Origin of the sequence: Echinicola jeungdonensis, from assembly GCF_030409905.1 — a bacterium.
Lineage (GTDB): Bacteria > Bacteroidota > Bacteroidia > Cytophagales > Cyclobacteriaceae > Echinicola > Echinicola jeungdonensis.
Window position 1 is genome coordinate 1,221,878 of sequence record NZ_JAUFQT010000001.1, and the last position, 16,984, is coordinate 1,238,861.

15 protein-coding genes are annotated in these 16,984 nt (G+C 39.5%); 8 read left to right on the forward strand and 7 right to left on the reverse strand.

Features of this window, described 5'->3' with window-relative positions:
- The first annotated feature begins 3 nt into the window (after positions 1–3).
- From nusA to QWY93_RS05210, 3 genes are all read left to right on the forward strand, one after another.
- Positions 4–1,251: a transcription termination factor NusA gene (gene nusA, locus QWY93_RS05200; RefSeq protein ID WP_290247114.1), complete on the forward strand. Its 1,248-nt coding sequence runs from the start codon at positions 4–6 to the stop codon at positions 1,249–1,251.
- Positions 1,252–1,317: 66 nt separating this feature from the next.
- On the forward strand, positions 1,318–4,305 hold the full coding sequence (gene infB, locus QWY93_RS05205; RefSeq protein ID WP_290247115.1) for a translation initiation factor IF-2: 2,988 nt from the start codon (positions 1,318–1,320) through the stop codon (positions 4,303–4,305).
- Between the two features lie 337 nt (positions 4,306–4,642).
- The gene (locus tag QWY93_RS05210; protein ID WP_290247116.1) at positions 4,643–4,846 is read left to right on the forward strand and encodes a hypothetical protein; all 204 of its coding nucleotides are present in this window, start codon (positions 4,643–4,645) and stop codon (positions 4,844–4,846) included.
- A gap of 253 nt (positions 4,847–5,099) precedes the next feature.
- On the opposite strand, the gene QWY93_RS05215 is transcribed toward QWY93_RS05210, so the two are convergent.
- From QWY93_RS05215 to QWY93_RS05225, 3 genes are all read right to left on the reverse strand, one after another.
- Entirely contained in the window at positions 5,100–5,636 is a 537-nt protein-coding gene (locus tag QWY93_RS05215) for a macro domain-containing protein (protein ID WP_290247117.1), read from the reverse strand.
- Positions 5,637–5,699: 63 nt separating this feature from the next.
- Positions 5,700–6,857 carry a THUMP-like domain-containing protein gene (locus QWY93_RS05220; RefSeq protein WP_290247118.1) on the reverse strand — a complete coding sequence of 386 codons (1,158 nt, stop codon included), beginning with the start codon at positions 6,855–6,857 and terminating at the stop codon, positions 5,700–5,702.
- Between the two features lie 43 nt (positions 6,858–6,900).
- Positions 6,901–7,890 (reverse strand): aspartate-semialdehyde dehydrogenase, encoded by a 990-nt coding sequence (locus tag QWY93_RS05225; RefSeq protein ID WP_290247119.1) that lies wholly within the window; start codon positions 7,888–7,890, stop codon positions 6,901–6,903.
- Between the two features lie 234 nt (positions 7,891–8,124).
- Here QWY93_RS05225 and QWY93_RS05230 point away from each other — a divergent pair, with 234 nt between their 5' ends.
- The 5 genes from QWY93_RS05230 to QWY93_RS05250 all read left to right on the forward strand — a co-directional run bounded on the left by QWY93_RS05230 (position 8,125) and on the right by QWY93_RS05250 (position 14,789).
- Positions 8,125–11,457 carry a lamin tail domain-containing protein gene (locus tag QWY93_RS05230; RefSeq protein WP_290247120.1) on the forward strand — a complete coding sequence of 1,111 codons (3,333 nt, stop codon included), beginning with the start codon at positions 8,125–8,127 and terminating at the stop codon, positions 11,455–11,457.
- A 131-nt stretch (positions 11,458–11,588) separates the two neighbouring features.
- Positions 11,589–11,744: a hypothetical protein gene (locus QWY93_RS05235; protein ID WP_290247121.1), complete on the forward strand. Its 156-nt coding sequence runs from the start codon at positions 11,589–11,591 to the stop codon at positions 11,742–11,744.
- 515 nt (positions 11,745–12,259) lie between these two features.
- Positions 12,260–12,643, forward strand: coding sequence for a TraR/DksA family transcriptional regulator (locus tag QWY93_RS05240; RefSeq protein WP_290247122.1), 384 nt, complete (start codon positions 12,260–12,262; stop codon positions 12,641–12,643).
- A 2-nt stretch (positions 12,644–12,645) separates the two neighbouring features.
- On the forward strand, positions 12,646–13,206 hold the full coding sequence (gene scpB / locus QWY93_RS05245; protein ID WP_290247123.1) for an SMC-Scp complex subunit ScpB: 561 nt from the start codon (positions 12,646–12,648) through the stop codon (positions 13,204–13,206).
- Between the two features lie 410 nt (positions 13,207–13,616).
- Entirely contained in the window at positions 13,617–14,789 is a 1,173-nt protein-coding gene (locus QWY93_RS05250) for a pseudouridine synthase (RefSeq protein WP_290247124.1), read from the forward strand.
- A 113-nt stretch (positions 14,790–14,902) separates the two neighbouring features.
- Here the strand turns inward: QWY93_RS05250 and QWY93_RS05255 are convergent, their stop codons facing one another.
- Genes QWY93_RS05255 through QWY93_RS05270 form a run of 4 tightly spaced genes read right to left on the reverse strand, consistent with a single transcriptional unit; the run spans position 14,903 to position 16,865 of the window.
- The gene (locus QWY93_RS05255) at positions 14,903–15,379 is read right to left on the reverse strand and encodes a DUF4252 domain-containing protein (protein ID WP_290247125.1); all 477 of its coding nucleotides are present in this window, start codon (positions 15,377–15,379) and stop codon (positions 14,903–14,905) included.
- A gap of 31 nt (positions 15,380–15,410) precedes the next feature.
- On the reverse strand, positions 15,411–15,947 hold the full coding sequence (locus QWY93_RS05260) for a DUF4252 domain-containing protein (RefSeq protein ID WP_290247126.1): 537 nt from the start codon (positions 15,945–15,947) through the stop codon (positions 15,411–15,413).
- A complete protein-coding gene (locus QWY93_RS05265; protein WP_290247127.1) occupies positions 15,947–16,378 on the reverse strand; it encodes a PG0215 family putative anti-sigma factor in 432 nt (143 codons plus the stop codon). The genes QWY93_RS05260 and QWY93_RS05265 overlap by 1 nt, the downstream gene beginning before the upstream one ends.
- Positions 16,359–16,865, reverse strand: coding sequence for a GFO_1088 family ECF-type sigma factor (locus tag QWY93_RS05270; RefSeq protein ID WP_290247128.1), 507 nt, complete (start codon positions 16,863–16,865; stop codon positions 16,359–16,361). Before QWY93_RS05270 ends, QWY93_RS05265 begins: the two co-directional genes overlap by 20 nt.
- Between the last annotated feature and the right edge of the window lie 119 nt (positions 16,866–16,984).

Consider the following 16,984-nt stretch of genomic DNA (forward strand, 5'->3'; position numbering starts at 1 on the left):
AAAATGGATGCTAAAGTTCTTATAGAATCATTTGCAGAGTTTGCAAGATCAAAAAATGTGGATCGTCCTACAATGATCCGCATCTTGGAAGATGTATTTAGAGCAATGATTCGTAAAAAGTTCGAAACAGATGAGAATTTTGATGTGATCATCAACGCGGACAAGGGTGACTTGGAAATCTGGAGGATCAGGGAGATTGTAGATGACAATTCAGAAGACATCTGGGACCATGACAAAATCAGCCTATCCGAAGCAAGGAAAATTGAGCCTGACTTTGAGATTGGCGAAGAGACTTATGAAAGAATTGAATTGGAAGAATTTGGTCGAAGGGCAGTGATGATGGCTCGCCAAACTTTGATCCAAAGGATCAAGGATCTGGAAAAGGACCTTTTATTCCAACAATACGAAGAGCTGGTCGGAGAAATCATTTCCGCAGAAGTTTATCAGATATTAGGCAGGGAAATGCTCCTGATGGATGGAGAAGGCAATGAACTAATCCTTCCCAAAAATGAGCAAATTCCAAAAGACCGGTTTAGAAAAGGAGACACTGTAAGGGCCATTGTCCATAAAGTGGAAATGGTCAATGGGAATCCAAGGATTATTCTTTCCAGAACTTCTCCTATTTTCTTGGAGAGACTCTTTGAAAATGAGGTTCCTGAAGTTTATGATGGCTTGATTACCATCAAAAAAATCGTCAGGGAACCCGGAGAGCGTGCCAAGGTAGCCGTGGAATCCTATGATGACCGCATTGACCCAGTGGGAGCATGTGTGGGGATGAAAGGAAGCAGGATCCATGCTGTGGTACGGGAATTGCAAAATGAAAACATTGATGTCATCAATTATACGGACAATTTGGAACTATATGTTTCCAGAGCATTAAGTCCGGCCAAGGTAAGCTCGATTCAGAATAATGAAGAAGAAAAGCGACTTTCTGTATTTTTAAAACCGGATCAAGTATCTTTGGCTATTGGTAAAGGTGGATACAATATCCGTTTGGCTAGCAGATTGGTGGGATATGAAATTGACGTATTCCGCGAACTGTCTGATTTTGAAGAGGAAGAAGATGTGGATCTAACTGAATTTTCTGATGAAATTGAAGGTTGGATAATAGAGGAATTGAAAAAGACAGGGCTTGACACAGCCAAAAGCGTCTTGGCTTTGTCAAAAGATGACCTTATCAGAAGAACAGAACTTGAAGAGGAAACCATAGAGGAGATCTTCAAAATATTAAAACAGGAATTTGAACAGTAAATAGGATAGCCTGTAAAAAGGCAAATCATTTACACCAAAAATAAATTTAGCAAGAGGTTTTAGCGTATGTCAGAAGAAAAAATGATGCGATTAGGCCAGGTAGCCAGGAAGCTCAACGTGGGAATTTCCACGATTGTGGATTCCATGGCTAAGAAGGGCTTTGATGTAGAGAGCAACCCTAACTCCAAGATCAGTCAGGATCAGTTCAACATGTTGGCGAAGGAGTTTAAATCCTCTGCCCAGGAAAAGGAGGAAGCTTCTCATCTTTCTATTGGTAAACGTCACAATGAGACCTTTACTATCAAAGCCGAATCTGAAACTGAGCCAGAAAAAACAGAAAAGGAAGAACCAGCCAAACCTGCCCCTGAAAAACCAAAAGAAGAAAAGGCAGAGAAAAAAGAGGCTGAAAAAGTGTCTAATGAAGCTCCAAAGCTTCAGGGCATCAAAGTATTGGGCAAAATAGACTTGAACAAAAAAGGGCAAACCCAAAAAGAGGAGGAAAAGCCTGAGCCCAAGAAGGAAGTACCAAAAAAGGAGGAAAAAACCTCCCCTAAAGCAGAAAAACCTGCTGAAAAGGCTGCGGAAAAACCCGCAGAGCCTAAAAAAGAAGAAAAAACACCCAAGGCTCAGGAAGAAGAGCCAACTAAGGCTGTGAAGCCTCAGCAGACTGAAAACGCTAAACCAACATCTAAGGAGGAACCTGAGAAGGCCCCTCAAAAAGACGCATCAAAAGAAAAAGAAAAGCAAGCTGAGAAGCCCGCTAAACCTGTTGCTAAAAAAGAAGAAGAAGGATCTAAAAAACAAGAGGAAGTGGAAAAGGACGCTTCCGGAAAAGTCATTTCCGCTAAAGCGGATGCTTTGAAGGGGCTTACCGTTTTGGGGAAAATTGACCTGCCAAAGGATAAACCAAAGAAAAAGCCCAAGCCAGTTGCTTCTTCCGATGAACGAGGCAAAGAGAAAAAGAAAAGACCGCGTAAACGTATAGATAAGCCGGGAGCCGGCCCACAAGGCGGCCGCGGCCCCCAAGGAAAAGGAGGCGGCCCTAGAGGAGGCGGTCCTAGAGGAGGTGGCCCAGGAAGTGGCCCAGGAAGTGGCCCAGGAGGTCGTAAAAAAGGAGGCGACAAAGGAAAAGGATCCAGATTCCAAAAAGTGGAACCTACCCAAAAAGAAATCCAAGACCAGATCAAACAAACTCTTGCCAGACTTCAAGGCGGTGGAAAATCCGGTGGAGGCAAGAGCAAAAGCAGAAGAGATAAACGTACTGATAGGAAGAAGGATTACGCTGAGGAAGGATTGGAAGAAAGCAAAATCCTTCGGGTAACCGAATTTATCTCAGCTAATGACCTGGCTTCATTACTGGACATTTCGGTAAATGAAGTTATCTCCGTTTGTATGTCTTTGGGCATGTTTGTTTCCATTAACCAAAGACTGGATGCAGAAGCTATTACCATTATTGCAGATGAATTTGGATATGAGGTAGAATTTACAAAATCTGATGAAGAGGAAGCCGAGGTTGAAGAGGAGGATGCTCCTGAAGATCTGGAATCCAGAGCGCCTATTGTGACCATCATGGGTCACGTAGACCACGGTAAAACTTCCTTATTGGATTATATCAGAAGTTCCAAAGTAACCAGTGATGAGGCCGGGGGAATTACCCAGCACATTGGCGCCTATGATGTAATGACGGACAATGGTGATAAGATCGCATTTTTGGATACTCCTGGTCACGAAGCCTTTACCGCGATGAGGGCAAGGGGTGCCAAAATCACGGATGTGGCCATTATTGTAATTGCAGCTGATGACAACATCATGCCGCAAACTAAAGAGGCCATTAACCACGCTCAAGTTGCTGGAGTGCCTATGATCTTTGCCATCAACAAAATTGATAAACCAAACGCCAACCCTAACAAAATAAAAGAGGAGCTGGCCAATATGAACCTTTTGGTGGAAGACTGGGGAGGTAAATACCAGTCTCAGGAAATTTCTGCCAAAACAGGTCAAGGGGTTGATGAACTGCTTGAAAAAGTATTGTTGGAGGCTGAGATTCTGGAACTGCAAGCCAACCCTGAAAAAAATGCGGTAGGTACCGTAGTGGAAGCCTCCCTTGATAAAGGAAGAGGATATGTATCCACTGTAATGATCCAGGCCGGTACATTAAAAATCGGTGACATCATGTTGGCAGGTCAACACTTTGGCCGTGTAAAAGCCATGTTTGATCATACAGGTAAAAAGGTAACAGAAGCTGGTCCTTCCACCCCTGTTCAGGTACTAGGACTCAATGGGGCTCCCCAAGCCGGTGATATACTGAAGGTTTACGATACTGAAAGAGAAGCCCGGGAAATTGCTACCTCCAGGGAACAAATCAATAGGGAGCAGAGCATGCGAACCAAGAAACACATCACTTTGGATGAAATTGGTCGTAGACTGGCCATTGGAAGCTTTAAAGAACTCAACATCATTATTAAAGGTGATGTGGACGGTTCTGTGGAAGCCCTTTCAGATTCCTTGTTGAAACTTTCCAAAGATGAGGTTAGCGTAAACATCATTCATAAAGGTGTAGGACAGATTTCTGAATCCGATGTATTGTTGGCCTCTGCATCTGATGCCATAATTGTCGGATTCCAGGTAAGACCTTCCACCAGTGCCAAGCGATTGGCAGAGCAGGAGGAAATTGAAATCCGCCATTACTCTATCATTTATGATGCCATTAACCAGATCAAGGATGCCATCGAGGGTATGCTTGAACCTGAATATGAAGAGGTAATTACCGGAAATATCCAGGTAAGAGAAGTGTTCAAGATTTCCAAAATCGGTACTGTGGCCGGCTGTTATGTAACCGATGGTTATGTAACCAGAAAGAACAAAATCCGAATCATCAGGGATGGTATTGTTATCCATGATGGGGAAATCGATCAGCTTAAACGCTTCAAAGACGATGTAGCCGAAGTTAGATCAGGTTATGAATGCGGTATTTCAATTAAAGGATACAATGATATCAAGATTGATGATACAATCGAAGGCTATGAAATGCGTGAAGTAAAACGTAAAAAATAATTCAGAATTAATTACACACTAAATAGTAAAAGGACAGTTTTTGTAAACTGTCCTTTTTTGGTTTATCATATTCGGGGGAAGTTGAACTGAAATCCGCATTAGAAAATCTTATCGGATTAAAAGAATTAAAGCTTTAAACAGCTTCCAACAACATTTATTTAACAGGAACGAGGTCCAAAGCTCAAGACCTAGGAAATTTATGTCAAGATATGATGTGTGGACAATTAACTCCTTTTTGAATCTGCAATAGTCATTTCCCTTTGGTTTTTCATCTTTAATCTGCTATAATCAAAGTGGCACGAAAACCGCTTAAAGCAAACTTAAACCTATTAAAAATATGCTTATTGCTCTGGCCTTATTAATGAAAATCCTTTGCTATTCCGCATTGATCTGTATCCTTGTAGGTTTTATCAGGCCTGTCTTTGTGCTTTGGTTTATGGACCGGTCCAACAGGCTCAAGGTCCTTCAGGTTTATGGGTCCCTGTCCATAGTGTTCTTTGCCTTATACCTTTTTATCAGCCAGTTTTTTCTTCTTGATTAGATAAAATGTAATCTCCGTTACCAGTAATATAAAGTTATAATAATAGGTCGAGGAATCGCCCTCAGCAGGCCAATTTTCACAGATCTACCTTGGGAAGTCAAATGAACATTTGTGTAATTTTATTAAATTATCCTTCCTAATGTCCACTTGGGGGAAAGGGAAAAATCAGATTAGATTAATAAAATCAGTGTAATTAGGGAACCAATTCTTTACTTATTTTGACCGTCAGAAAAATTACCGAAATCCAGAAATATTAATCCTTAACCAATTCATTCAGAACCTCCTCATGCACTTCTAGGTCCGAATTGCTGAACAATATAAACTTGATTGTCTTTACGTTTTTCAATTGCGGGGCTTCTTTGATGATGGTTTGAAAGGCCACTTGGGCCGCCTCTTTTACCGGATACCCAAATACTCCAGTTGAAATGGCTGGAAAGCCAATGGACTCAACTTTGTTCTCATCAGCAATCCTTAGGGCATTTTTATAACAGTTGGATAACTTCTCCGCCTCAGGCTTGTCTTGCCCATAAACAGGTCCCAAACAGTGAATCACATGTTTATTGGGAAGCTTATGGCCACCACTGATGACGGCTTCACCAGGTTTAATGGGAGCCATTGCCCGGGTTTCTTCTTCCAATCCTGGCCCAGCTGCCCTGTGAATGGCACCGGCCACACCACCTCCCATTCTTAATTGGGCGTTGGCTGCATTTACAATGGCCGTCAGGTCGGGCTGCTTGGTGATATCGCCCTGTTTATTTTCGATTATTACCCCTGCTACTTTATGTCCCATAATCTAAAAATTTAATTTCCTTTATAAATTACCACAAAATAAGCAGGTATTCAAGTAGGTATCCTATTGGATTCTCTTACAACGGAAGGCAACAGGCTTATTGTCCTGACCTGTAAAAGCAATCAAAAAATCGTGTCCACCATCTTTCAATTGAAATTTCTTTTTGATCTCCGCCGCTTTCATAGGATGGTTTCTTACTACTACATTGGCTATTTTGTTTGGAAAAGTTTTTTTTACGGTTCTTTTGTCCAGCTTCAATGGCTCCAAAATCTCAAAAGTTTTTCCCTGCAGGCCAGTGGGTATCCATTTTCCAGTATAAAGGTGGGTATTTGGATGGAGTTTTTTCACGCTATAATGGTGTGCAAATGATTTAAAAGCTCCTGCTTTTAATATGGCAGCAGAGGGTTCGAAAAGATAACTTTCCGGATTGGCCAGTTCCAGGCTAGCACTTTCCTCCTCTCCATATGTAAATTCAAATGGGATAATGGGCTCCTGTGACAATTCATATGAACTTACTTTTACCTCTTCCATACTTTTTTGCTCATCCCACAGCAAAAGAACCTCTTTCACCTCATTTTTTACGGCCACTACCATCACCTGATTGACTTCCGGCAATTCGTTTATGGCAGCCTTGATATCCAACATGGGGGAAGCTTTTATCATAATTTGTTTGGCTTTCCCTGTCATAAGTTGCCAATTTTCCACCACATTGGGTTCACAATCAGCCAATTTGTAAAGTTTCTGGTTTTGGTCTCCTCTTCTTGCCGGATCAATAAACAAACAATCAAAAGATTTGAAGGAATTTTTCAAAAATTCCATTGACTCGCCCTGATGGAATGTAATTTTATCTGGCTGTGTATGGAGAACATGGAAATTCCATTGAGCTATTTGAGCTAATTCCTCATTCCTTTCCACATAATCTACCTGACCAAAACTGGAACTCAAATAAAAAGTATCTACTCCCATTCCCCCTGTCAGGTCAGCCAAACATGCTCCTTTCACCTTTTTAGCTTTAAACTTTGCTGTCAGCTCAGAGGAACACTGCTCCAGAGGAACAGCATCGGGAAAAATCACTTCTTTATTCCCCACCCAAAAGGGAAGTTTTTGTTTTACCTTTTGTCGGGCTGAAATTTGTTTGATGGCAGCTTTAAGGTCAAATGCTGTGATTTTGCCATGCCTTAAAAGCAATTGTGCAGGATCTTCCTGAAGATGATCCTGCACAAATTGTATCAGTTCTGGTGTGTAGATTTTTTTAAAATCCAATTTATACCAAGCTATGTTCCATCAAATAAGAGGCAATCTGCACCGCATTGGTGGCAGCACCTTTTCTAAGATTATCTGCCACAATCCACATATTTAAGGTCTTGGCTTGGGATTCATCCCTTCTCAAACGGCCTACAAACACTTCATCCTTTTTATGGGAATTTAATGGCATTGGATAAACATTATTGGCTACATCATCCTGAACAACAACACCTGGAGTGGCTGCCAATATTTCTTTAACTTCTTCCAGGTCAAAATCCTCCTTGAACTCAACATTAACAGATTCAGAGTGACCACCCATTACTGGAATACGAACGGTAGTAGCTGTTACCTGAATGGAGGGGTCATCGAAAATCTTCTTGGTTTCGTTGATCATCTTCATTTCCTCTTTAGTGTACCCATTTTCCTGGAACACATCAATGTGAGGCAAAACATTCAAGTCAATTTTATGTGGATAAGCTTTTTCTCCATCTTTGCCTTCCCTTTCGCTTAGCAACTGGTTAACCGCCTTAAGGCCACTTCCGGTTACCGATTGGTAGGTGGAAACGACGATACGCTTGATGCCATACCGCTCACGCAATTTGGAAAGGGCCAATACCATTTGAATAGTAGAACAATTAGGATTGGCAATAATTCTGTCATCAATTTTTATAGCCTTGGCATTGATTTCAGGAACCACCAATTTTTTGGTAGGATCCATTCTCCAAGCAGAGGAATTATCTACAACGATAGTGCCCATTTCTGCAAATTTGGGTGCCCACTCTTTGGAAGTATCACCTCCTGCGGAAAAAATGGCAATATCTGGCTTTTCCTCTACAGCTTGAGCCAGGCCAATTATAGTATATTCCTTGCCTTTAAAGGTTAACTTTTTTCCTGCTGACCTTTCACTGGCCACCAATAGAAGTTCATCAAATGGGAAATTGTGCTCTGCCAGCACCTCTAGAATCTCCGAGCCAACCAATCCAGTGGCTCCCACAACCGCTAATTTCATTGTTGAAAACTTTATATTAATTGATTTTTATACTAAATTAAATTCCATCCATTCTAACCAACAGATGGAATTGTTTTGTCATTATTAATTCACATGGACCTTATCTTCATATAAGGGATTCATGTTAAGGAAAATTCCAATTCGGACAAATTTTTGAATCCTAACCAGGCCATTTATACCGGCATCCAATTTTTATCGGACTGTACAATGGCTGGTCAATAACCCAAACGAGCTATGAAAACCTCACACTTAACCCAGTTTTTGACCTTATTTTTCCTTTCCAACCTTTTTTTGCCGTACCTACTTTCGGCCCAATCATCCATTCAGGATTTCGACACAGAGTTTAATTATGTCGACCACCCTGATCCATTTCTTCCCAATTGGTCAGGAAATGAAATTCATGAAGGTTCCAGACGCATTTTCCAGGCCTTGGGAGAAGGCTTGGAAGGCTCTCATGCCCTTGGCATCCAGACCATCGGGAGTTTCAACGCCGAAATTTACATAAAATCATCCACTAAAAGCGCAGAAAATCCTAAAATATCATTTTTTGCCAAAACTAAACAAAACGGATCAGGGAACCGGCCCGTATCGGTATATTATTCCTGCTCTTTTGATGGAGGCAATAATTTTAGCCAACCGGTACAAATAGGTAATGATCAAACCTTTACAAACCAAGACAGCCCATTTAAATTATATGAGGAAGACCTTCCTAAAGCTTTTGCAGACAAAGACCAAATTACCATTAAACTGGAAGTAATTTATGGAGAAGGATCAGGGACTTCTGCCAGGCTTTTAATCGATAATTTTACCCCCCCGTTTACCGACCAAGAGCCTCCCCTATCTATTGATACCGCTTTTCTTCAAAGCCCCTATAAATTGAATTTCCAAACCACAAAAGCCTTAAAGGAAATCCAGGTGAGTCAAGTATCCCTATCCAACCATAATTTAATAATGCTACAAAAAGAAAGTAAGGATTCCTGGGTTTTAAAAACTGAAAATCCAATGAAATCCCACCCCATACATTTAACCTTGAATAATTTGGGACAAGAGGGAAAAACTATTGATTATACCATCAAAAATGATCATGTTTTTCTTGGTCAATATTATTTCCTGGATGCCCAAACTATCCATTTGGGTTTTACTCAAATTTTGGATCCAACCTCAGCAAGCCATACCGATATTTTCGAAATAAATGGAGAACAGCCCGAAGACATCATATTAGCAGATAACGAATTCAGCCTTTCACTCCACCTATCAGAACCTATTTCACTAAACTCAAAAGCTGATGTAGAAATTCAAAAAATTGTCAGCCAATCAGGATTTGAAAGTAAAACCCAGGAGCTTGAAGCTCTATATACAGACCATATCCAATTTCTGGAAGTAGCCCAACAAGACAAAATCATTTTAGATCATGACCGCCCTTTAAACCCCAATATAATCCACTCCCTTTCATTTAAAATTACGGATGAAAATTTTGTTCTAAACCCTGATTTTGATCCTGAAAAACCAGAAAGGTTAACTTTAAGAGTAAACCCAGGACTTAAAGAAAATATCATTTACCAGTTAGATGTCCCACTTCGTTTGGATCAGGATGGCCAAATTATGGCTGGATCAAATAGAAGTTTTTCCCTGGATCTTTCCCCTCCCAAAATCAATGAAGTAAATGTTATTAACCAACAAAAAATTGAAATCAATTTTTCAGAGCCAGTTGATTCCATTATGGCCATCATTCCAGAACATTATTCTATCAATGGAAAACCTCCGGCAGAAATTAATTGGGGAAAAGAAAAACACCAAGTTTTCCTTAAACCCAAAGAGAAATTAATTTCCGGAAAAGGTTACAATTTAATAGTTAATGGAGTAGAAGACCTGGCAAGAAACCCTATTCAAGATGAAGAATTTTTCTTCCAATATACCGGCCCGAATTCCCTTGACTTCAAAGCAATTGTTATTAACGAAATTATGCCTGCACCAAAAAAAGAGAATCCACTACCCTATGCAGAATATATCGAGATTTTGAATCCAGGGGAAGACACTTTAGATCTGGTAGGGTTACACTTGGCTAACAGCAAGACAGAGGTCTCCATCCCCAATTACAAATTGCCTCCCCAAGGGTATTTAATCTTGGCCAACCAGGATGATAAATCTGCCTTTGAGCCTCATGGACCTACAGTAGGGTTAACATCCTGGCCCCGATTTGTCAATAGTGGGGATCAAGTAAAACTACTCCAAAATAAGGTCTGCCTTGACAGCTTGGCATATTCTGAAGCCAGCTTTGGTTCATCTTCCCTGGCGGATGACGGTATTAGCCTTGAAGTTGTCAACCCCTATTCTCCCTGCAACCAATCCTTAAAACTCCGGCCTTCCACTGACCCTAAACTAGGGACTCCGGGGAGGAAAAATTCCGTTTTTGACGATACCCCCGACCTTGTTGGCCCAAAGCTACTAGGCATAACGGTCATGGATTCCACCCATCTAAGATTGGATTTTGATGAAACCCTTCAACCTGATTTAACAAGTTCAAATTGGACCATCAGCCCTGCTTTGGAAGTTATTCAGGCAGATTTTGTTCCCACATCATTGACTAAGTTGGTAATAAAGGTTGACCAGCTTTTAAAAGAAAAAACTCTTTATTCATTAGAAGTGAAAAATATCAGGGATTGCCAGGGAAATTCCATCCAACCTCAATTTGCCCAAGGAAATTTTCAAGTTCCCTCCTTAGCCTCCAAAGGTGACATATTGCTAAATGAAATTCTTTTTCATCCCCAATCCGGGACTCCAAAATTTGTGGAAGTTTATAACCATTCCTCCAAATTCATTGACTTAAATAATTGGAAGTTGGCCAATATTAAAGAAAAAAAAATCAGTGACCGGGAATTCATCTCCACAAATTCCTTAATAATTGAGCCCCATAGTTATTTGGTTTTTACCGAAAGTCCGGAAGAATTGATTCAAGTATACCCCAAGGCCAAAAAGGAAAATCTGATAGAAATTCCAGACTTGCCAAGTTATCCAATTTCAGGGGGAACAGTGATATTATTAAACCCGGAGGAAAACATAGAAGAAAGAATGAATTATAACGAAGACCTCCATCATGAACTCCTAAAGGATCCCCAAGGAGTTTCATTGGAACGTATTTCTCCTGATCAGGAAGCAAATGAGCCAGAAAATTGGCATTCAGCAGCAGCTTCAATTGGTTTTGCTACCCCAGGATTTAAAAATTCTCATTATTATCCCAATGAAAATAAAGAATCTATAGTACAGGTTTCCCCTAAAATTTTTACCCCCAACGACCCTATTAATCCTCCTTTTACCACATTCCGTTATCAATTGCCTAAATCCGGATTCCTGGCCAACATGCGTATTTTTAACACTGGAGGACATTTGATCAAGAAAATTTGCCAAAATGACATATTGGGCCAATCTGGAATTTACACTTGGGACGGGACCAATTTGAAAGGTCAAAAAGTTAGGCCTGGATATTATATCCTATGGGCAGAAATTATCAATCTAAATGGAGAAATTTTACCCATTAAGAAAACTATTATTGTTGGGGGCAAATTGTAACGCTATCTATCACCCACCTTCAAGAAAGTATAATTAGCCGTTAAATAAATTACCATAAACACCTGTTTATTTGTATATTAGACAATAAACAGAACTAATAAAGCCTATTATGTCATCAAAATTCTATAACCATGAAACAAGACCTCATAAACCAAACTTTAAAAACCTATTTCCTTTCTAAGGGGAAAACCTTAAAGGTGATTCAAAGGTATTTGCGGGTCAAATACAATTTGAATATAGAAGAAAAACTACTTAAAAAAAGACTCAGGGAAATCAGCCCCTCCTAATCATTTTTTGAATCAAACAACTACATTTTTTCCACCAATTTTTTCTTGAATAATATTAATTAAACCATTTCCCGAATCCCCATTCTCTCTTTATTCTCCATTTTATATGGGGTTCGGATAATTCTTAAAAGGTCAACCGGTCAAAACAAAAATCTAGGAAATACAGTTAAACCCTACACGGATATACGGCCAATAAGCAAGTAAAAAGTTGTTTTTCACCAATGAAATGCTTAATATCCTATAAGAAATTGTTCAGGATTGGAAAAAAAATCATTTCACCCAAAACAATCAATAAAATTAATGTTTGAATTTTACCCCCAATATAAAATTTTAATAAACCCATTTTTATTCATTTCTCGTATTTTAGAATAAAATGGGGAGAAACCGCTTCTCCCCGATATAAGCCCAAAATAAACTTGAAATCACATTTTTGATTTTAAAAAGTGCCCCTTATTTTAGGGAACTTTTTAGTAATCGAAAAAGTGATACAATAATTACTCTTAACACTACGAACTATGAGCCAAGAAGAAAAAACATCATATTCCAAAGAAGAACTTAAGGAATTTGAAGAATTGATCAACAACAAATTAAGTGTGGCAAAAGAAGAGCTCAACATGCTTAAGGAATCCTTAAGTAAGAAAAATGACAGTGGAACTGATTTTACCGCCGCTACATCCAAATTATTGGAGGACGGTGCAGATACATTGGAAAGAGAAAGCCTAAGCCAGCTGGCAGCCAGACAACAAAAATTTATTATCAACCTTGAAAAAGCTTTGATCCGAATTAAAAATGGAACCTATGGCGTTTGTGTGGATACTGGGAAATTAATCTCCAAAGAAAGATTAAAAGCCGTTCCCCACACCATGCATTCCATTGAAGCAAAATTGGCAAAAAAATAGAATTGGAGTTTTTACACAGACATATTGAAGCGCTGATATTTTGCACCCCCACTCCGTTAGGCATTAAGGATATCCAAAAATGCCTAACGGAGATGTTTGAATCTGAAGTCCCAAAAGACCATATTGAAAAGGCAATCAAGGACCTGAAGGAAAAATACCAAAAGGATGATTTTTCCTTTGCTTTGGAGCATTTGGGTAATGGTTTTCAGTTTCTGACCAAACCTGCTTATCAAACAAGTATCTCTATCTTGCTCAAGCAGCAGTCCAACAAAAGGCTTTCGACGGCCCAGATGGAAACCCTTTCTATCATTGCCTACAAACAACCGGTTACCAAAAGTGAAGTGGAGCAAATCAGGGGGGTAAATTGTGATTATTCCGTCCAAAAATTATTGGAAAAAGAACTGGTCACCATAAAAGGGAAATCTGAAAGTATTGGAAGGCCCTTGCTCTATGGAACCAGTGATAAGTTTATGGAGTATTTTGGCATCAATACCCTCAAGGATCTGCCCCAACCCAAAGACTTTTCCCCGGAAGAAAATCAGATCGGCAATCAACAGGAATAATTCTTCCTATTACTCCCGGATTTTAAAAAGTTCTACATTTCAAGGTGATTTTGGAAATCTCCAGAAGTTTTAAGGATACAAACAGGATACGACCTACATGGGCTTCGTCTTGTATCTCATGAGAAATTTGGGGTTAGTGGCATGGTATAGGAAGATCCAACCATTCAAAATTAATTTTTCGCTTGTCAAATCCTTTAAGAAACGGTTTGCCCAAAAAACCCCAGTTTTCAGGAGGGTCAAATATTTCAAATAGCCATTCTTTTAGCCCTTGAAATAAGATTTCCCCCAAGACATCATCATAATCTCTCAATATCTCCCTATCTTTGCAGCCCAATACCCCAGAGAACAATAACAAATTCAATCTGAAGGGGTTAGTCTAACAAAAACTACAGCAGAGATGCTGCAATACAATGAAAAAAAATCAAGGAGATCATCGTGAAAACAGGTCCGGTAAAAAGGGAAGATTTGAAAAGTCTTCAGGAAGAAGTGATAAAGATTTTGGCAAAAGCAAGAAATCTGGTCATGGAGAAAGCCGGCCAAAAGGCTCATCTCACAAAGGCCGTGACTTTGACCGTAAAAAAAGCCATGGAGACCAAAAAGAAGCCTTTTCCCCTTTAAAAAAATACGGAAAGAACAAACCCTCCCATTGGGAGGATAAACCAGAAGAAGAAAAAGAAAAAACAGTATATAAAGGCAGAAACAAGTCCGAAAAGCCAATTTTTGAGAAAAAAGCATGGGATGAAGGAGAAAAAAAATCCGAATTCAAGAAAAGCCGGTTTAAAAAACCTTTTTTCCAAAAGAAATCTTCCAAAACCCCTAAACCGGAATATAACTTTAAAAAGATTCAAAAATCCAGAGGGCAACATCCCGGTCAGGAAGAATTAAGGCTTAACAAATACATCGCCAATGCTGGAATATGCTCAAGGCGTGAAGCAGATAAGCTCATCGAAAAAGGCGAAATCAAGGTAAATGGGGAGATCATTACGGAACTGGGCCATAAAGTCCACCGGTATGATAAAGTGGTTTTTAAAGGAAAACCCATCAATCCAGAAAAGCCGGTTTATGTTTTGCTGAACAAACCAAAGGATTTCATCACCACCACCGATGACCCTATGGACCGGAAAACAGTCATGCACCTAGTTCAAAATGCATGTGAAGAAAGAATATTCCCTGTGGGTAGGTTGGACCGGAACACCACCGGATTATTATTATTCACCAATGATGGAGAGCTGGCTGCTAACCTTTCCCACCCATCCAGCAAGATCAAAAAAATATACCAGGTCACATTGGATAAACCCATCTCAAAAGGAGACGTGGAAGCCATAATAGAAGGCCTTACTCTAGAAGATGGTTTGGTAGAAGTAGATGATATTCAGGTTTTGTCCAAAGACAAAACCATTTTGGGTATAGAAATTCATGTAGGAAAAAACCGGATAGTCAGAAGGATTTTTGCCCATCTTGGCTATGAAGTCACAGCATTGGATAGGGTAACCTATGCAGGCCTAACAAAAAAAGAAATCTCTAGAGGAAAGTGGAGGTTTTTGTCCGAAAAAGAGGTGATCAATCTTAAATTCTTTAAATAAGATTGCAAGAATAAATAAAAAAGGCGGAGCTCAGTTTTCCGCCTTTTTTATTAACTCAATAACACATTTCATACACAAAAAATAACTCTACACTACAAAATTTTAACACCAGCCTATTGCATCGCTTTGATCAGGGCTTTGGACTCAAACTCACCCTGTAATTCAACAACCAAATATTCTCCTCCATCATCTCCTCCAATAAGCAATACCAGGTCACGAACCACTTGATCATCAATGGAATAAATGGCAACTTCATTCCCTTTTTCGGAAAATTCCATCATTAATTCGTATTTCTCCTTTTTTAGTCCCTTTCGGAGGGATTTAAAGTCTTCCTTTGCTTCCTTTCCATTAACCGGCAACTTAAACAGTTTTATTCCATCTACGGATTTCATCAGATCATCCAAATCCTCTTTCCCCATATCGATATTAACCCCTTTGGTAAAATCTAAAAAATTGCCAGACAAATCCAGATGAAAAAAATCTTTTTCACCTTTATACTTGGTAAACAAGTCACCTACACTATTGCTTTGCCCATAGGCAATACCTACTAGCCCAACCAGGGCAATGATCAATATTCCTTTTTTCATCATGGATTTATTTTAAGTTGATAGATATTTGCTGTTACTTTTGCTTTTTCCCTTTTTGATAGGCGTCCATCCCCGGCAAATCCGTTTTTTCGGCAAGCATATTTAAGTCCTGATAAGTAAATCTTCCCGTCAAACTCAATAAAGTAAATTCCGAATCAGACCCCGAAATCATTAGTAATTCGGCCACCTTTCCGTTTTCTTCCTTGACCAAAAACTTTAGACTGCTCTCTTTATCCCTTACATCCATCAATTCTTCATATTTATTCCTATTGAGGACGCCCATGGCTTCATCAAAAAGTGACAACCCATCCACTTTTTCCCCACTTAAAATCCTTACTCCATTTAACTTGGATATTAATTCCCCCATGGCTTGAGCATCCTTATCCTGATCCCCTTCAGCAGCAGATTTCAGAAAACCACCAGCCATTTGCATCATTTTGGGACTGATATAAACCCTGGAAAAATTCTCATTCTCAAGATACTTGGAGAAGAATTTTTCAATGGCATCCTCCTGCGCTTGAGCGGAGAAGGTCATTAATACCATTATTAAGATACTGCCTATTTTTTTCATCACTTCTCTTCTTTTATTTCATCTATGTTCAACCACTCATTGGCTTTATCCAAATGCTTGATATTATCCATGGCATTCAAATGCCCCGTCCCTTTTTGCATATTCTGTCGAATTAAGCTTAATGCATCCATCACTTGGTGATAAGCCAATTCTTCTTTTTCCTGCTGTTGTTCTTCCAAAAGCCATCCTACCCCAAGACAAACCAGAGCAATGGCTGCCACCTTTTGCCAATTCCGCCATTGAAATCCTGTTTTAGGAGGAATTTGTGGAACCGGTTCCTTCATGCCCAATGCCTCCAATCCAAGAAAAAATTGTTTTTCTTCTTTAAAGCCCTCCGTATCCTTCAAAAGTTGCCTGATGAGCTTTTCTTCTTGCAGGCTTGATTGGCCTTCGTAATATTTTTCCAACAGCTTATTTAATTGCTCCTCCATCCTGTTTATACTCCTTTAAAAATACCCTCAATTTTTTCCTTGCCCTGAACAAATTCACTTTGATTTGGTCCATAGAAATTTCCAAATATTCGGCTATTTCCTCATAAGTCAGGCCCTCCACTTCCCTCAAATGAAATATTTCCTGCTGCTTTTCGGGAAGCTGCTTTAAGAAATGAAATACCAATTCAATTGCAGAGGAAGAGTCTTCGGAAATTGAGTCAGGCTCCTGACTCATTTCCGAATTGGCCTGAAACACCGTCCATCTTTTCCTTTCACGCAATTTTTGGAGACTTTGGTTTTTCAACACCCTCACCATCCATCCCCTAGGATTTTTCATTTTCTGAAGCTCATTCCTTTTATCCCAGGCTTTTTCAAAAGCCTCTTGCAAAGCATCTTCTGCTTCCTCCTTATCTTTGAGCCAATGGTACGCTAACCGGTAAAGCTTGCCTCGCAAAGTCCAAATGTATGCTTCAAAAAATGTTTTCATTTACTGGGCTAATGGAGTTTGGAAGGAAATGTTACAGATTTTTTTCAAAAAATTTATTTAAAAATTCTGAAAACACACTAATGTGCCATTAAACCTAAATAAGTTTTCACATCAAAAAA

Coding starts and splice junctions, on each gene's coding strand:
- QWY93_RS05270 (WP_290247128.1), bottom strand. CDS start 16,865: ATGAAAACATTTTTTGAAGCATACATTTGGACTTTGCGAGGCAAGCTT.
- nusA (WP_290247114.1), top strand. CDS start 4: ATGGATGCTAAAGTTCTTATAGAATCATTTGCAGAGTTTGCAAGATCA.
- QWY93_RS05235 (WP_290247121.1), top strand. CDS start 11,589: ATGAAACAAGACCTCATAAACCAAACTTTAAAAACCTATTTCCTTTCT.
- infB (WP_290247115.1), top strand. CDS start 1,318: ATGTCAGAAGAAAAAATGATGCGATTAGGCCAGGTAGCCAGGAAGCTC.
- QWY93_RS05260 (WP_290247126.1), bottom strand. CDS start 15,947: ATGAAAAAAATAGGCAGTATCTTAATAATGGTATTAATGACCTTCTCC.
- QWY93_RS05215 (WP_290247117.1), bottom strand. CDS start 5,636: ATGGGACATAAAGTAGCAGGGGTAATAATCGAAAATAAACAGGGCGAT.
- QWY93_RS05265 (WP_290247127.1), bottom strand. CDS start 16,378: ATGGAGGAGCAATTAAATAAGCTGTTGGAAAAATATTACGAAGGCCAA.
- QWY93_RS05240 (WP_290247122.1), top strand. CDS start 12,260: ATGAGCCAAGAAGAAAAAACATCATATTCCAAAGAAGAACTTAAGGAA.
- QWY93_RS05255 (WP_290247125.1), bottom strand. CDS start 15,379: ATGATGAAAAAAGGAATATTGATCATTGCCCTGGTTGGGCTAGTAGGT.
- QWY93_RS05230 (WP_290247120.1), top strand. CDS start 8,125: ATGAAAACCTCACACTTAACCCAGTTTTTGACCTTATTTTTCCTTTCC.
- QWY93_RS05250 (WP_290247124.1), top strand. CDS start 13,617: ATGAAAAAAAATCAAGGAGATCATCGTGAAAACAGGTCCGGTAAAAAG.
- QWY93_RS05210 (WP_290247116.1), top strand. CDS start 4,643: ATGCTTATTGCTCTGGCCTTATTAATGAAAATCCTTTGCTATTCCGCA.
- QWY93_RS05225 (WP_290247119.1), bottom strand. CDS start 7,890: ATGAAATTAGCGGTTGTGGGAGCCACTGGATTGGTTGGCTCGGAGATT.